Here is a 14,453-nt window from a genome sequence, read left to right on the forward strand (position 1 = left end):
CGCGATGACCGACACCACCACCTTGCCGCTCGCCGATCTGATCGCCCGGCGGCTCCACGACGCCCTGTCCCCGACCCAGCTGGTCGTGACCAACGACAGCCACCACCATGCCGGCCATATGGGCGACGATGGCACCGGCGAGAGCCATTTTTCGGTCGACATCGTCGCGGCGGGCTTTGTCGGCCAGTCGCGCGTTGGGCGGCAGCGGATGGTCAACCGGGCGCTTGCCGACCTGCTGGCCACCCGCATCCATGCGCTGGCGATTCGCGCCCGCGCTCCGGGAGACGGCGATTGAGTTACGACCTCTGGTACTGGCCGACGATACAGGGCCGCGGCGAATTCGTCCGCCTCGCGCTGGAGGGGGCCGGCATCGCCTATCGCGATCGCGCGCGCGAGGACGGCGTGGAGGCGATGCTGCACATGCTGGAACGGCACCCGCGCCCGCCCTTCGCCCCGCCCTATCTCTCGCTCGACAATTTCGTCATCGCGCAGGTCGCCAACATCCTGCAATATCTGGGCGAACGCCATGGCTTGAGCCTGTCGAGCATCCGCGACCGGCAATGGGCCAATCAGTGGCAGCTGACCATCGCCGACCTCGTGACCGAAATCCACGCCGTCCATCATCCGGTGGGGACCGGCGACTATTACGAGGACCAGCAGGCGGAGGCATCGCGCGCCGCCCGCCGGTTCCTGTCCGAACGCCTGCCCAAGTTCCTGACCTATTTCGAAGACCTGCTGCGCGAAAACGACAATCCTTGGGCGATCGACCACCGCTGGACCTATGTCGACACGTCGCTGTTCCAGCTGGTCGACGGGTTGCGCTACGCCTTCCCCAACCGGATGAAGGTGCTCGAACCCGGCCTGCCCCGGCTGATCGCGATCCGCAACGCCGTCGCCACCCTGCCCGGCATCGCCGACTATCTTGCCAGCGACCGGCGTATCCCCTTCAATGAAGACGGCATTTTCCGCCACTATCCCGAACTGGACGCCGACTGATGGAAAACGACCGCTTCTTTCTGCAGACGATCTTGCCGATTACCCACGATCTTGGCGGGTTCAAGGTGCATCGCACTCTGCCGACGAAGACGCGGACGATGGTCGGCCCGTTCATCTTCTTCGATCAGATGGGCCCTGCCGAACTCGACCCCGGTCAGGGCATCGACGTGCGCCCGCACCCGCATATCAACCTGTCGACGGTCACCTATCTGTTCGGCGGCGCGATCGACCATCGCGACTCGCTCGGCACCTTTGCCCGGATCGAACCCGGCGCGGTGAATCTGATGACCGCCGGCCACGGCATCGTCCATTCCGAACGCTCGCCGGACGACGAACGCGCCGGTGGCCCGCTGTTGTCGGGCATCCAGACATGGCTGGCGATGCCCGAGGACCGCGAGGAGATGGATCCGGCGTTCGAGCATGTCGAGGCCGATCGCCTGCCGATCGTCAGCGGCGGCGGCGCGACCGCCCGCGTCGTGATGGGCGACCTGTGGGGCGTGTCGGCCCCGACTACCCAGTACGCCGCGACCATCTATGCCGACATCCTCCTCGAATCGAACGGCGCGATCCCGATCGATGCCGGTGCCGACGAACGCGCGCTGTATCTGACCCATGGCGACGCGGCATTGGACGGTGTCGCGCTCGAACCGATGACGCTCTACGTGCTGCGCCCCGGCATCGCCGCGACGCTGCGATCGTCGTCCGGCGCGCGGGTGATGCTGTGCGGTGGCGAGGCGTTCACGACCCCGCGCCATGTCTGGTGGAACTTCGTGTCCTCGCGCCGCGACCGCATCGATCAGGCAAAGGCCGACTGGAAAGCGGGCAACTTCCCCAAAGTCCCCGACGATGCCGAAGAATTCATCCCGATCCCCGAAATCCCCAAAACGGTCAGTTATCCGTGACCGCGACGCGTCGCATCGCGCTGTCGACCGGCGTGTCGCTCGACGTCGCGGTGGCGGGCGATGCGGGCGCACCGGCGATGATCTTCCTCCACGGCTTCCCCGAATCGCACCGGACGTGGCGGCACCAGTTCGCCGAATTCGCGCGCGACCATCACGTCATCGCCCCCGATCAGCGCGGCTATGTCCGTTCCGACAAGCCGGCGGCGGTCGCGGACTATTCCCCCGACCGCATCGTCGCCGACCTGATCGCACTTGCCGACGCGCTGGGCGTCGGCCGGTTCACGCTGGTCGGCCATGACTGGGGCGGCGCGATCGCGTGGATGGCGGCGCTGCGCCATCCCGACCGGATCGAACGCCTCATCATCCTCAATGCGCCGCATCCGCTGATCTTCCAACGCTCGCTGTTCGACGATCCCGACCAGCGCGCCGCCAGCCGGTACATCACCAAATTCCGCGACACGGCGATCGATCGCGGGCTGATCGGCGCGGGGCTCGAACATTTCTTCGCGACCGGTTTCGCCAAACTGGTCACCCGCGCCATCGCCGGGCAGGACAAGGCCGCGTATCTCGATGAATGGTCGCAACCCGGTGCGATGACCGCGATGCTCAACTGGTACCGCGCCTCGGCGATCGTCGTGCCGGCACCCGGCGAAACGCCCGAGCGTCCGGCCTGGATCGACGCCCCCTTCCCCCCGGTCACGCAGCCGACGCTGGTCGTGTGGGGCCTGCGCGACAAGGCGCTGTTGTCGGTGCAGGTCGAGGGGCTGGAGGCGGTCGTGCCCGACCTGACGGTGGTGAAGGTCGATGCCGGCCATTTCGTGCCATGGGAGGCACCGGAGGCGGTGAACCGGGCGATCAGGGGGTGGTTGCGCTAACGATCACCAGAACTGCCCCCAACCGTTCGTGCTGACGGGGGCGACGCCGGCCACCCGGAAACGCTCGGCGTCGGCAACCCCCACCGTTCGTGCTGAGTAGGGACTGAGCGAAGTCGAAGGCCCGTATCGAAGCACTTGGTCAGCGGCCCTTCGATACGCCGCTTCGACAAGCTCAGCGGCTACTCAGGACGAACGGTCTGGGAAGCAAGGCGAGGAAAGCCAAACTTTCCCACACCCACCCCGTTCAGTTCGAGCAGCTTCGAGCGAAGTCGAGAAGCGTCTGTCGAGAACCCGCCTGCTTGGGGCACCCCTGCTCGACTACGGTTCCCGACAAGCTCGAAGCAAACGAGGGCGGAAGGGTCGAGGGAACGCGAGAGCCTACCCCCGAACCACCTTCGCCACCGAATCGAGCAAGCCATTCACGAACCCCTTTTCGCGCCGGTCGTAAAACGCATCGGCCACGTCCAGATACTCGCTGATGACCGCCGCCACCGGCACGTCCGGCCGCGCCAGCAATTCGTACGTGCCCGCGCGCAGGATTTGCCGCATCGGCTTGTCCAGCCGGTCGAGCGTCCACCCGGTCGACAGCTTCGATGCGATCATCGCGTCGATCTCTTCGCGGCGGGCATCGACGCCCTTGACCACGTCGTCGAAGAACTGGACGTCCGCCTCGGCATATTCGACGCCTTCGATCGTCGCGCCCAACCGGTGCTGGTGGAATTCGTGGAGCAGCGCCGGGATCGGCGTCGCTTCCATCTCATGCTGGTACAGCGCCTGAACGGCGGCCAACCGGGCGGCGGCGCGTGCCTGACGGGCACCGCGCGGGCGGGAATTCTTGCTGGTCATAAGCGCCGCCCCATAGCCGCTGTCGGCCGCCCAAGTCGAGGGGGCGCTTTCCTACAGCCCCCGATGGTGCCAGCGTCGCCGCGCTCTTTGAACCGTCCGCCTGTCCACCGCCCATGGTCCGACCGCCGCACGAATGCGTGGCGAGTGTGACTTTTGTGACCTTTGGCGGATTTCCGCCGTTTCGGAGCCCCGGTACGATGCATCGATCGACGCGACCACACCGTTCGTCACCCCGGACTTGATCCGGGGTGACGGGTCGTCAAACGCGTCTCTTTACAACCGGATCGCCACCGACTTCGCGTGCGCCGGCAGCCCTTCGGCCCCGGCAAGCGTCACCGCCGCCGGCCCGATCTTCGCCAGCGCCGCCGCGTCCAGCCCCAGAAAGCTCGTCCGCTTCATATAGTCCAGCACCGACAGCCCCGATGCGAACCGCGCCCGCCGTCCGGTCGGCAGCACGTGGTTCGGCCCGGCGACATAATCGCCGACCGCCTCCGGCGTGTACCGCCCGAGGAACACCGATCCGGCATGGCGCACCGCCCGGAACAGCGGTTCGGGATCGCCGACCGCCAACTCCAGATGCTCGGGCGCGAGCCGATCGACCAACGGGATCGCATCGGCCAGCGTCGGCACGATCACGATCGCGCCGTTCGCATCCCAGCTCGCCCGCGCCACCTGTCCGGTCGCGAGGTCGGCGATCTGGCCGTCGACCGCCTTGGCCACCCGGTCGGCAAAGCCGGCATCGTCGGTGAACAGGATCGACTGGCTGGTCGGATCATGCTCGGCCTGGCTCAGCAAGTCGGCGGCGATCCATTCGGGGTCGTTCTGCCCGTCGGCGACGACCACGATTTCGGACGGGCCGGCGACCATGTCGATGCCGACCACGCCGTATAGCTGGCGCTTCGCCTCGGCGACCCACGCATTGCCCGGCCCGGTCACGACATCGACCGCCGCGATCCGGTCGGTGCCATAGGCGAGCGCGGCGACGGCCTGCGCCCCGCCGATCCGCCACACTTCGTCGACCCCGGCCAGCGCGGCGGCGGCCAGCACCAGCGGATTGACCTCGCCCTTGGGCGTCGGCGTCACCATCACGATCCGCTCGACCCCGGCGACCTTGGCCGGGACCACGTTCATCAGCACCGACGACGGATAGGCCGCGCGGCCGCCGGGGACATAGACCCCCGCCGCCGCCACCGCGCTCCACCGCGCGCCCAGCCGCACGCCATCGGCATCGACCTCGTCGCGATCCTCGGGCCGCTGCTTGGCGTGGTAGGCGACGATTCGGTCATGCGCGAGTTCCAGCGCCGCGCGCAGGTCGGGGTCGAGGCCCCCCATCGCCGCATCGCACGTCGCTCGCTCGATACGCCAGCCGGTCGCATCCGGATCATGGCCATCGAACTTCTCGGTAAATGCCCGCACCGCCGCATCGCCGTCGTCGCGCACCGCGCGCAGGATCGCGGTCACGTCGCGCGCCACGTCGCTGTCCGCCTCGCGCCGGGCATCGACCAGCGCCGTGAAGTCGGCGGCGAACCCTGCCGCGCTCGTATCCAGCCGGATCATGCCGCCACCGCCCGGCGGAACGCATCGACCAGCGGCACGACGGCCCCACGCGTCTTGAACGCCGCGCGATTAACGACCAGCCGCGACGTCACCTCGGCGATGGTTTCGACCTCGACCAATCCATTCTCCTTCAGCGTCCGTCCCGACGACACCAGATCGACGATGCGCGGGGCGAGGCCCAGCACCGGGGCCAGCTCCATCGCGCCGTTCAGCTTCACGCACTCGGCCTGAACGCCCCGCGCCGCGAAGTGGCGCTGGGTGGTGTGCGGATATTTGGTGGCGATGCGCACATGGCTCCACCCGCGCGGATCGTCGGTCGCCGCAAGGCGTGCCGGTTCGGCGACCGAGATGCGACAATGCCCGATCTTCAGGTCGACCGGTGCGTACAGCTCCGAATAGTCGAACTCGGCCAGCACGTCAGACCCGACGATGCCCAGCTGCGCCGCGCCATGGGCGACGAACGTCGCGACGTCGAACGCACGCACCCGGATCAGGTCGATATCGGCGCGGTCGGTGCGGAAGCGCAACGCGCGGCTGTCGGGATCGCGGAACGCCGCTTCGGGCACGATGCCGGCGCGCGCGAGCAGCGGCATGGCTTCTTCGAGGATACGCCCTTTGGGCACGGCGATGATGATGGGGTCGGTCATGGGCGACTGGCGCTTTACTTGGGGCGCACGGCGGGCGCAACACGCGCTCCATGGCCGATGAACCGACGAATCGCCTCGCCTTCCGCCAGCAGGCGGCGTTCTGCGCCGCGATGGCGGCACCGATCACCGCCCGCGTCTGCGACGCGCTCGCCACCGCGCTGGCTCGCGACGGCCGGACCGGGCGGCGCGTGCTCGACTGGCCGGGCGATCCGATCCCCGACGCGCTGCCGCTGCGGCTGGTCGGGGGGCTGCATGCGCTGGCCCGGAGCGGCATCGATCGCGATCTGACCGCGCTGTTCGCCGGTGCCGGCGAGCCGCAGGCGATCCTGCACCGGGCGCTGGACGACCATGACGCGATGCTGCTGCCATGGCTCGACGGCCCGCCGCAGACCAACGAGCCGATGCGCTCGGGCGTGCTGATGGTTGGGCTGCTGGCAGTCGCGCGGCGGCACGGTCCCGTCCTCGACATTCTCGAAATCGGGTCGAGCGCCGGCCTCAACCTGCTGATCGATCGTTACCGCTTCGATCTGGGCGGGGTGCCGGTCGGCCGCGCCGACGCCCCGGTCGCGATCGTCCCCGATTGGCGCGGCACCCCGCCCCCGGAGGTGCCGATCCGGATCGAACGGGTGCGCGGCGTCGATATCCAGCCGCTCGACGCCACCGACCCCGCGGTCGCGACCCGCCTGTCGGGCTATATCTGGGCCGACCAGCCCGAACGGCAGGAACGGCTGGGGGCGGCGACCGCGATGCTGCGCGCGGACCCGGTCGATCTGGTCGCGGGCGATGCCGTCGGCTGGCTGCGCGATCGCCTCGCCGAACCGCAGGCGACCGGCGTCACCCGCGTGCTGATGCACTCGGTCGTCTGGCAATATCTCGGCGACGACCGTCGTGCCGCGATACACCGCATGATGGCGGAAGCCGCCGATGCCGCCACCACCGACCGCCCGCTCGCCTGGGTCCGGATGGAGCCCGATCGCGTCCTGCAACGGCAGGAGCTGATCGTGCAGAGCTGGCCCGGCCATGGCGAACCGCAGATGCTCGCCACCGCCCACGCCCATGGAGCGTGGATCGCTGCGACGTGACCGAGGCCGACTTCCTCGCCGCGCTGCGCACCCTGCCGCTCCACCCCGGCGCACACGGCCTGACCGACGACGCCGCGCACCTCGGCGACCTCGTCCTGACCAAGGACATGATCGTCGCGGGCGTCCATTTCCTTGCCAGCGATCCCCCCGCCGATATCGCGTGGAAACTGGTCGCAACCAACCTGTCGGACCTTGCCGCCAAAGGTGCGGTGCCGGTGGGGGTTATGCTGGGGGTTCCGATCGGCGACGATGCATGGGACCGCGCGTTCCTAGCCGGCCTCGACGACGTGCTCCGCGCCTTCGACTGCCCCCTGCTCGGCGGCGACACGGTGACGCTGCCCGCCGACAGCCCCCGCTTCCTGTCGCTGACCGCGCTCGGCCGTAGCGCCCGCGCCCCGCGTCGCGACGGCGCGAAGGCGGGCGATGCGCTCTGGGTAACCGGCACGATCGGCGATGCCGGCGCGGGCCTCGCCATCGCGCAAGGCGCGGCGGGGCCGGCCGCGCTGCTGAACCGCTACCGCCGCCCGACCCCGCGCCTTGCCGAAGGACGGGCGCTGGCACCACTCGTCCACGCGATGATGGACGTGTCCGACGGCCTGCTGATCGACGCGACGCGCATGGCGGCGGCAAGCGGACTGGCAGTGACGATCGATCTGGCGGCAGTGCCGCTGTCGCCCGACTTGCGGGCGTTCGGCCATGACGCGCTGACGGCAGCGACGGCGGGCGACGATTACGAACTGCTTTTCGCCTGCAATACCACGCCGCCGGTAGCAGCGACCCGGATCGGGACATTCGCCGTCGGCACAGGCCTGTCACTGGTAGATGCAGGCCACCCCGTCCCTCTCCCCAATCGACTAGGCTACCAACACTAAATCCTCCCCGGCACGGGGAGGGGGACCAGCCGAAGGCTGGTGGAGGGGGGTGTCCCCGAACGATCCACCTGTGGAAGCCCCCCGCTGCGCGACGGTCCCCCTCCCCGGCACGGGGAGGAATTAACGGTTGCCTCCCCCGCCCATGCGCATAAGCTGCCCCGCTTCCAAGGGGTTCGACCCGACGAGACAGCCGGGCGGCCCCATGCAGGAGGGGTTGCGGATGACGATAGTCTATCTGGCCATGGCGTGTGGTGCGCTGGCCGTGTTGTACGGTGTGTTCACGAGTATGCAGGTGCTGCGCGCCTCGCCGGGCGACGCGCGGATGCAGGATATCGCCGCCGCAATCCAGGAAGGGGCGAAGGCCTATCTGGGTCGCCAGTATCGCACCATCGCCATCGTCGGCGTGATCGTCGCCATCATCCTGTTCCCCACGCTCGGGCCGCTGTCGACGGTCGGGTTCTTGATTGGCGCGATCCTGTCGGGCGTCGCGGGCTATGTCGGCATGGAAATTTCGGTCCGCGCCAACGTCCGTACCGCAGAGGCCGCGCGAGGCTCGCTGCAGGGCGGCCTCACCATGGCGTTCCGCTCGGGCGCGATCACCGGGATGCTGGTCGCCGGCCTCGGCCTGCTCGCGATCTCGGGCATCTTCTGGTACCTCGTCGCCATCGCCGGCCACGGTCCGGGCGACCGCGAAGTCATCGAGGCGCTGACCGCGCTTGCCTTCGGCGCATCGCTGATCTCGATCTTCGCGCGGCTGGGCGGCGGCATCTTTACCAAGGCGGCCGATGTCGGCGCCGATCTGGTGGGCAAGGTCGAGGCGGGCATCCCGGAGGACGACCCCCGCAACCCAGCCGTAATCGCCGATAACGTCGGCGACAATGTCGGCGACTGCGCCGGCATGGCCGCCGACCTGTTCGAAACCTATGTCGTCACCATCGGCCTGACGATGGTGTCGATCGCGTTGCTGGTTCAGGCACCGCCCGCCGAACTGCTGCGGTTGATGGCGTTGCCGCTGATCGTCGGCGGGGTGTGTATCGTCACCTCGATCCTCGGCACCTACATGGTCCGGCTGGGCAAGGGGCAGTCGATCATGGGCGCGCTGTACAAGGGGTTCTGGACCACCGCGCTGCTGGCGGTCCCCGCCATCTGGTTCGCGGCCAGCTGGGCGCTGGGCGATCTCAACGCCGTGATCGGCGGCGCGGGCTTCCTCGATCCCGGCGGCGATACGCTGACCGTCGAGGGGGCGCTGGGGGCACAGGCCCCGGTCGCCGGACAAAGCTTTACCGGCATGGACCTGTTCTGGTGCATGATGATCGGCCTCGCCGTCACCGCCGCACTCGTGTGGATCACCGAATATTACACCGGCACCGCCTATCGCCCGGTCAAGTCGATCGCGAAGGCCAGCGTCACCGGTCATGGCACCAACGTCATTCAGGGCCTCGCGATCAGCCTCGAATCGACGGCATTGCCGACGCTGGTGATCGTGATCGCGGTGATCGCGTCCTACCAGCTGGCCGGCATCATCGGCGTCGCCTTTGCCGCGACCGCGCTGCTGGCGCTCGCCGGTATGGTCGTCGCCCTCGATGCGTACGGCCCGGTGACCGACAATGCCGGCGGCATCGCCGAGATGGCCAACCTTCCGGACGAGGTCCGCCGCCGCACCGACGCTCTCGACGCGGTCGGCAACACGACCAAGGCGGTGACGAAGGGCTATGCGATCGGCTCCGCCGCGCTCGCCGCGCTCGTCCTGTTCGGGGCCTACACCACCGACCTGAAGCTGTTCTTCCCCGACCTGACCGTCGATTTCTCGCTGTCCAACCCCTATGTCATCGTCGGGCTGCTGCTCGGCGCGCTGCTCCCCTATCTGTTCGGGGCGTTCGGCATGACCGCGGTCGGCCGCGCGGCGGGTTCGGTGGTCGAGGATGTCCGCGCGCAGTTCGCTGCCGATCCCGGTATCATGGCCGGCACAAGCCGTCCGAATTACGGCCGCACCGTCGATATCGTCACCCGCGCCGCGATCCGCGAGATGATTATCCCCTCGCTCCTCCCCGTCCTGTCCCCTGTCGCGGTCTATTACATCATGACGTGGGTCGCCGGACAGGCGCAGGGGTTCGCGGCCCTCGGCGCGATGCTGCTCGGCGTCATCGTCTCCGGCCTGTTCGTCGCCATCTCGATGACCAGCGGCGGCGGCGCATGGGACAATGCCAAGAAATATATCGAGGACGGTAATTACGGCGGCAAGGGATCGGAGGCGCACAAGGCGGCGGTGACCGGCGATACCGTCGGCGATCCGTACAAGGATACTGCCGGCCCGGCGGTCAATCCGATGATCAAGATCACCAACATCGTCGCGCTGTTGCTGCTGGCGGCCCTTGCCGGACACACCGCCGGATAGGTTCCTTTGATCGATTGCGTCCCCCGTCCGCCGCGTTAGGATCGACGGCGGATGGGGGCGTCCAGTCTTGCCGGAACAGGTGCGCGGGGCGCGCATCCCGGCCGCCCCCGAACAGGGGGGTTCATGCGGTTCGTTGCGGCCATCGGCCTTGTCCTTGCCACCGTCGCTCCGGCACAGACGCCGCCGCCTGCGGACAAATCCGCCAAGGTCGATGCGGCCAAGGTCGATCCCGCCACGCCGGTCCCGATCGAGGCGTTCGCCGAACTGCCATCGATCGAATCGCCCAAATTGTCGCCCGACGGTACCCGCGTCGTCGCCAAGAGCGCGATCGGCGGCAAACAGGTGCTGGTGCTGTCGCAGTTGAGCGGCGATGCCCGCAACGTCGGGCTGGGCACGCCCGAGGATACCGACATCAACTGGTGGCGCTGGGTCAATGACGACTGGCTGATCGTCGGGCTGGGTACGCAGCAACTGCTCTACGGCAACGAATATTACGTCACCCGCGTGCTGAGCGTGAAGGCCGATTTCAAGACGACCCGTCGGCTCGACTGGGATAAATCGGGCCTGCGCGCCGACGATGTGCTGTGGGTCGCGCATGACGGCAGCCCGCGCATCCTGCTGTCGCGCCAGACGGGGATCGAAAACGAATCCGACTTCAACCCGACCGTGTTCGAAGTCGACGTATCGACCGGCAAATCGCGCCGCGTCGCCGATGGCCGCCCCAACGTCTATAGCTGGTATGCCGACGGACAGGGGCAGGTCCGTGCCGCCTATCAATATAACGACCAGTCGCGGCGCTCCGCGCTGCTGTACCGTGCGAACAATACCGAAAGCTTCCGTGTCATCGCCCGGCGCGAACGCAAGGACGACGACGGTCTGACCATCCCGATCACCTTCCGCACCGACGGCAGCGCGATCGCGCTGGACGACGAAGGCGGCTTCACCTCGGTCTATCAGGTATCGCTGCCCGACCTCGCGCTGGGGAAGAAACTTTATTCGCTCGAGGGGTACGACATCGACGGCATCATCGACAATGCCGACGAGAACGACGTCGCCGGCGTGACCGTAACCGAACGCTACGGACGGACCACATGGTTCGACGAGAAGTTGAAGACACTGCAAACCGACATCAACGCCTCGATCGGCGACCGTCGCGCGCGGATCGTGTCGTGGGACCGCAAGCGCGACAAGTTCCTGGTGGAGGTCGCGGCAGCCTCCCAACCCGGCGGCCTGTATTACTGGGACAGCGCGTTCAGCCGGATGCAGCGTATCGCGTGGAACAGCAAGACGTTGCAGAGCCGCCGCCTCTCGCCGGTCGGCACCATCCGCTATGCCGCGCGCGACGGAACCTTGATCGAGGCGGTACTGACCATGCCGCGCCACCGGCTGAACCAGAAGAACCTGCCGCTGATCGTCCTGCCGCATGGTGGCCCCTCGGCCCGCGACAGCGAGGGCTGGGATTGGTGGACGCAATATCTGGCCGAGCTCGGCTATGTCGTGATCCAGCCCAATTATCGCGGATCGTCGGGCTATGGCACCGCCTTCGCCCGGAAGGGGGCCGGCGAATGGGGCCTGAAGATGCAGGACGATCTGAACGACGCGGTCACCCATCTGGCAAAGGAAGGGATCGCCGATCCCAAGCGCGCCTGCATGGTCGGCGCGTCTTATGGCGGCTATGCGGCGATGCGCGCCGCCCAGCGCGACGGCAACTTGTACCGCTGCGCGATCAGCTATGCCGGCGTGTCCGATCTGGCGGCGCTGCGCCGCTATGACAGCCAGTTCCTGAACGGCCGCACCATCGGCGACTGGCTGCGCAGCCAGGCACCCGATTTCCAGACGGTCTCGCCCCGCTTCCACGCCGCCGACTTCTCGACGCCGATCCTGCTGATGCATGGCAAGGTCGACAAGCGCGTGCCGGTCGCACAGTCGCGGATGCTTGCCGCCGAACTGAAACGGGCGGGCAAATCCTATCGCTATGTCGAACAGCCGCTCGGCGACCATTTCTTCTCCCGTGGCGAGGACCGGCTGCAATTCCTGCAAGAGATGACCGCGTTCCTGAAGGAGCATAACCCGGCCTGACCGGGCAATCCCCCACCTACCGTCACCCGAAGGCTAGACCCGGGGGTGACGTGCGAGTGCGGACCACCCGCACCTTGCGCCCGCCCGGCACCGCGCCTATTTTCGTCCAAACTACGACGACCGGCCGTGTCAGCCACGGGTCCGGCCGTTCGCGCTTTCCTTTTTTATGGTTTGCGCCTATGGGGACCCGCCCGGTTCCGGTGCGCCCTTATTCACGAGGTATTTGTTTGGCGAAGGAAGAACTTCTCGAAATGCGCGGCCAGGTGGTCGAATTGCTGCCCAACGCGATGTTCCGCGTCCGGCTCGAGAACGATCACGAAATCCTCGGACACACTGCCGGCAAGATGCGCAAGAACCGCATCCGCGTGCTGGTCGGTGACGAAGTGCTGGTCGAACTGACCCCGTATGACCTGACCAAGGGTCGCATTACCTACCGCTTCAAGTAAGCGGACCCCGCGTGACCGGACCTGCGGCCATGCGCCTGATTCTCGCCTCGACCTCGCCCCGCCGCCGCGACCTGCTGGCGCGGATCGGCGCGGTGCCCGATCGCGTCGAGGCACCCGATATCGATGAAACCCCGCTGAAAGGCGAATTGCCGCGTCCCTATGCGCTGCGCCTTGCCGAGGCGAAGGCGCGCGCGATCGGTCCGGTCGAGGGTGCGGTGGTGCTGGCCGGCGACACGACGATCGCGCTCGGTCGCCGCATCCTGCCCCCCGCCACCAGCGAGGACGTGCAGCGCGAGCTGCTCGGTCTGCTGTCGGGGCGTCGCCATCACTGCCTGTCGGCGGTATGCGTGCTGATGCCCGACGGACAGGCGCGCATTCGCATCGCCGATACGATCGTCGCCTTCAAGCGGCTCGAACCGCGCGAGATCGACGCGTACATCGCGTGCGGCGAAGGGTTGGGCAAGGCTGGCGGCTATGCGATTCAGGGGCGCGCGGAAGCTTTCGTGCGTTTCCTTTCCGGCAGCCATTCGGGCGTGATTGGCCTGCCGCTGTTCGATACCCGCGCGCTGCTCGAAACCGCCGGCGTTGCGCTTGGCTGACTGGATCGTCGAGCGCGGCATCGGCGAAGTCCGCGCCGCGCGTATCGTCGACGGCGACATTGTCGAGGCCCGGATCGAACCCGACGACGCGTTGCGCGCGGGCACGATCGTCGCCGCCCGGCTGGTCCGCCGCCTGCCCGTCCGTAACGAGGGCATCGTCGCGTGGGACGATGGCGAGGCGCTGTTGAGACCCCTGCCCCGTACGGTCACCGAAGGCGCGACCTTGCTGGTCGAGATCACCCGCCCGGCCCTGTCCGAACCCGGCAAGCCCAAGCGCGCCCGCGCCCGTCCCGCCGCGCCCGACGCGCAACCGTGCGACGGTCCTTCGATCGCGGACCTGCCCGGCGCGCGCCTTGTCGGACCGTTCGATCGCGATCTTCTGGGTGATGCCGGCTGGCCGCTGCTGATCGAGGAAGCGACCACCGGGCACGTCGCCTTTCCCGGCGGTGCGCTGTCGATCGCGCTGACCCCGGCGATGACGCTGATCGATATCGACGGCGACCTCGCCCCCGCAGCGCTCGCCATCGCCGGTGCGCGGGCGGCGGCAGCGGCGATCGCCCGGCTCGATATCGCCGGGTCGATCGGCATCGACCTGCCGACGGTGAACGATAAGGCCGTCCGGCAGGCGACTGCCGAAGCGGTCGATGCCATCCTGCCGCAACCGTTCGAGCGCACCGCCGTCAACGGCTTCGGCTTCCTGCAGATCGTGCGGCGGCGGTCGCGTGCATCGCTCCCCGAACTGTTCGCCCATGTGCCTGCCCATGCCCGCGCGCTCCTGCGACAGGCGGAGCGCACCGGCGGCAGCGGCGAACGGACGCTGGCCGCGCATCCCGCTGTCATCGCGGCCGTCGCCGCCCGGCCGGACTGGATCGCGGCGGTCGAACGCACGCTCGGCGCATCGCTCGCCTTGCGGGCGGAGAGCGGCCTCGCCATATCCGCGGGCCATGTCCAGGCCCGCTTCCCGTAACCGCTGCCCACTGTGTTCGGCTCCGACCGATCCGGCCTTCCGTCCATTTTGCAGCCGCGGCTGTCGCGACCGCGACATGCTGAACTGGATGGGCGAAGGGTATCGGATCGCCGGTCCCGCCGCATCTTCCGACGAAAAATCGGAAACCGGGCTGGACAGCGACGATTCGCGCGGCTAACAGGCCGGCTCT

At 68.1% G+C, this 14,453-nt stretch carries 15 protein-coding genes; 12 read left to right on the top strand and 3 right to left on the bottom strand.

All coding sequences use genetic code 11. The features are described 5' to 3' along the window. The first annotated feature begins 4 nt into the window (after nucleotides 1–4). The 4 genes from ASE90_RS14505 to ASE90_RS14520 are packed head-to-tail and all read left to right on the top strand — an operon-like array spanning nucleotide 5 to nucleotide 2,773. On the top strand, nucleotides 5–295 hold the full coding sequence (locus ASE90_RS14505) for a BolA family protein (protein ID WP_056002105.1): 291 nt from the start codon (nucleotides 5–7) through the stop codon (nucleotides 293–295). Next, a complete protein-coding gene (locus tag ASE90_RS14510; RefSeq protein ID WP_056002107.1) occupies nucleotides 292–996 on the top strand; it encodes a glutathione S-transferase in 705 nt (234 codons plus the stop codon). The genes ASE90_RS14505 and ASE90_RS14510 overlap by 4 nt, the downstream gene beginning before the upstream one ends. Then, complete coding sequence (locus ASE90_RS14515) at nucleotides 996–1,898, top strand: pirin family protein (protein WP_056002110.1); 903 nt, start codon at nucleotides 996–998, stop codon at nucleotides 1,896–1,898. The genes ASE90_RS14510 and ASE90_RS14515 overlap by 1 nt, the downstream gene beginning before the upstream one ends. Beyond that, nucleotides 1,895–2,773 (top strand): alpha/beta fold hydrolase, encoded by an 879-nt coding sequence (locus tag ASE90_RS14520; protein WP_056002113.1) that lies wholly within the window; start codon nucleotides 1,895–1,897, stop codon nucleotides 2,771–2,773. The genes ASE90_RS14515 and ASE90_RS14520 overlap by 4 nt, the downstream gene beginning before the upstream one ends. 378 nt (nucleotides 2,774–3,151) lie before the next feature. Here ASE90_RS14520 and nusB read toward each other — a convergent pair whose 3' ends face one another. From nusB to hisG, 3 genes are all read right to left on the bottom strand, one after another. Beyond that, a complete protein-coding gene (gene nusB / locus ASE90_RS14525; RefSeq protein WP_056002116.1) occupies nucleotides 3,152–3,619 on the bottom strand; it encodes a transcription antitermination factor NusB in 468 nt (155 codons plus the stop codon). A 273-nt stretch (nucleotides 3,620–3,892) separates the two neighbouring features. After that, a complete protein-coding gene (gene hisD / locus ASE90_RS14530) occupies nucleotides 3,893–5,176 on the bottom strand; it encodes a histidinol dehydrogenase (RefSeq protein ID WP_056002121.1) in 1,284 nt (427 codons plus the stop codon). After that, entirely contained in the window at nucleotides 5,173–5,823 is a 651-nt protein-coding gene (gene hisG, locus ASE90_RS14535) for an ATP phosphoribosyltransferase (RefSeq protein ID WP_056002124.1), read from the bottom strand. Before hisG ends, hisD begins: the two co-directional genes overlap by 4 nt. 50 nt (nucleotides 5,824–5,873) lie before the next feature. Here hisG and ASE90_RS14540 point away from each other — a divergent pair, with 50 nt between their 5' ends. The 8 genes from ASE90_RS14540 to ASE90_RS19345 all read left to right on the top strand — a co-directional run bounded on the left by ASE90_RS14540 (nucleotide 5,874) and on the right by ASE90_RS19345 (nucleotide 14,441). Next, nucleotides 5,874–6,905 carry a DUF2332 domain-containing protein gene (locus ASE90_RS14540; RefSeq protein WP_056002127.1) on the top strand — a complete coding sequence of 344 codons (1,032 nt, stop codon included), beginning with the start codon at nucleotides 5,874–5,876 and terminating at the stop codon, nucleotides 6,903–6,905. Further along, a complete protein-coding gene (gene thiL / locus ASE90_RS14545) occupies nucleotides 6,902–7,777 on the top strand; it encodes a thiamine-phosphate kinase (RefSeq protein ID WP_056002377.1) in 876 nt (291 codons plus the stop codon). Before ASE90_RS14540 ends, thiL begins: the two co-directional genes overlap by 4 nt. Before the next feature lie 220 nt (nucleotides 7,778–7,997). Next, nucleotides 7,998–10,172 (top strand): sodium-translocating pyrophosphatase, encoded by a 2,175-nt coding sequence (locus ASE90_RS14550; protein WP_056002380.1) that lies wholly within the window; start codon nucleotides 7,998–8,000, stop codon nucleotides 10,170–10,172. 123 nt (nucleotides 10,173–10,295) lie between these two features. Next, on the top strand, nucleotides 10,296–12,251 hold the full coding sequence (locus tag ASE90_RS14555) for an alpha/beta hydrolase family protein (protein WP_056002130.1): 1,956 nt from the start codon (nucleotides 10,296–10,298) through the stop codon (nucleotides 12,249–12,251). Between the two features lie 227 nt (nucleotides 12,252–12,478). Beyond that, the gene (gene infA, locus ASE90_RS14560; protein ID WP_003049127.1) at nucleotides 12,479–12,697 is read left to right on the top strand and encodes a translation initiation factor IF-1; all 219 of its coding nucleotides are present in this window, start codon (nucleotides 12,479–12,481) and stop codon (nucleotides 12,695–12,697) included. A gap of 29 nt (nucleotides 12,698–12,726) precedes the next feature. Beyond that, nucleotides 12,727–13,296, top strand: coding sequence for a Maf family protein (locus ASE90_RS14565; protein ID WP_056002133.1), 570 nt, complete (start codon nucleotides 12,727–12,729; stop codon nucleotides 13,294–13,296). Then, a complete protein-coding gene (locus ASE90_RS14570; RefSeq protein WP_056002136.1) occupies nucleotides 13,289–14,263 on the top strand; it encodes a hypothetical protein in 975 nt (324 codons plus the stop codon). The genes ASE90_RS14565 and ASE90_RS14570 overlap by 8 nt, the downstream gene beginning before the upstream one ends. After that, nucleotides 14,241–14,441, top strand: coding sequence for a DNA gyrase inhibitor YacG (locus ASE90_RS19345; RefSeq protein WP_082449830.1), 201 nt, complete (start codon nucleotides 14,241–14,243; stop codon nucleotides 14,439–14,441). Before ASE90_RS14570 ends, ASE90_RS19345 begins: the two co-directional genes overlap by 23 nt. Nucleotides 14,442–14,453 lie beyond the last annotated feature (12 nt).

Origin of the sequence: Sphingomonas sp. Leaf67, assembly GCF_001421965.1 — a bacterium.
Lineage (GTDB): Bacteria > Pseudomonadota > Alphaproteobacteria > Sphingomonadales > Sphingomonadaceae > Sphingomonas.

Excerpts from the sequence above, each read along its gene's own strand:
- ASE90_RS14540 (WP_056002127.1), top strand. The coding sequence starts at position 5,874 with ATGGCCGATGAACCGACGAATCGCCTCGCCTTCCGCCAGCAGGCGGCG.
- ASE90_RS14515 (WP_056002110.1), top strand. The coding sequence starts at position 996 with ATGGAAAACGACCGCTTCTTTCTGCAGACGATCTTGCCGATTACCCAC.
- ASE90_RS19345 (WP_082449830.1), top strand. The coding sequence starts at position 14,241 with ATGTCCAGGCCCGCTTCCCGTAACCGCTGCCCACTGTGTTCGGCTCCG.
- ASE90_RS14555 (WP_056002130.1), top strand. The coding sequence starts at position 10,296 with ATGCGGTTCGTTGCGGCCATCGGCCTTGTCCTTGCCACCGTCGCTCCG.
- hisD (WP_056002121.1), bottom strand. The coding sequence starts at position 5,176 with ATGATCCGGCTGGATACGAGCGCGGCAGGGTTCGCCGCCGACTTCACG.
- ASE90_RS14565 (WP_056002133.1), top strand. The coding sequence starts at position 12,727 with ATGCGCCTGATTCTCGCCTCGACCTCGCCCCGCCGCCGCGACCTGCTG.
- hisG (WP_056002124.1), bottom strand. The coding sequence starts at position 5,823 with ATGACCGACCCCATCATCATCGCCGTGCCCAAAGGGCGTATCCTCGAA.
- nusB (WP_056002116.1), bottom strand. The coding sequence starts at position 3,619 with ATGACCAGCAAGAATTCCCGCCCGCGCGGTGCCCGTCAGGCACGCGCC.
- ASE90_RS14505 (WP_056002105.1), top strand. The coding sequence starts at position 5 with ATGACCGACACCACCACCTTGCCGCTCGCCGATCTGATCGCCCGGCGG.
- ASE90_RS14550 (WP_056002380.1), top strand. The coding sequence starts at position 7,998 with ATGACGATAGTCTATCTGGCCATGGCGTGTGGTGCGCTGGCCGTGTTG.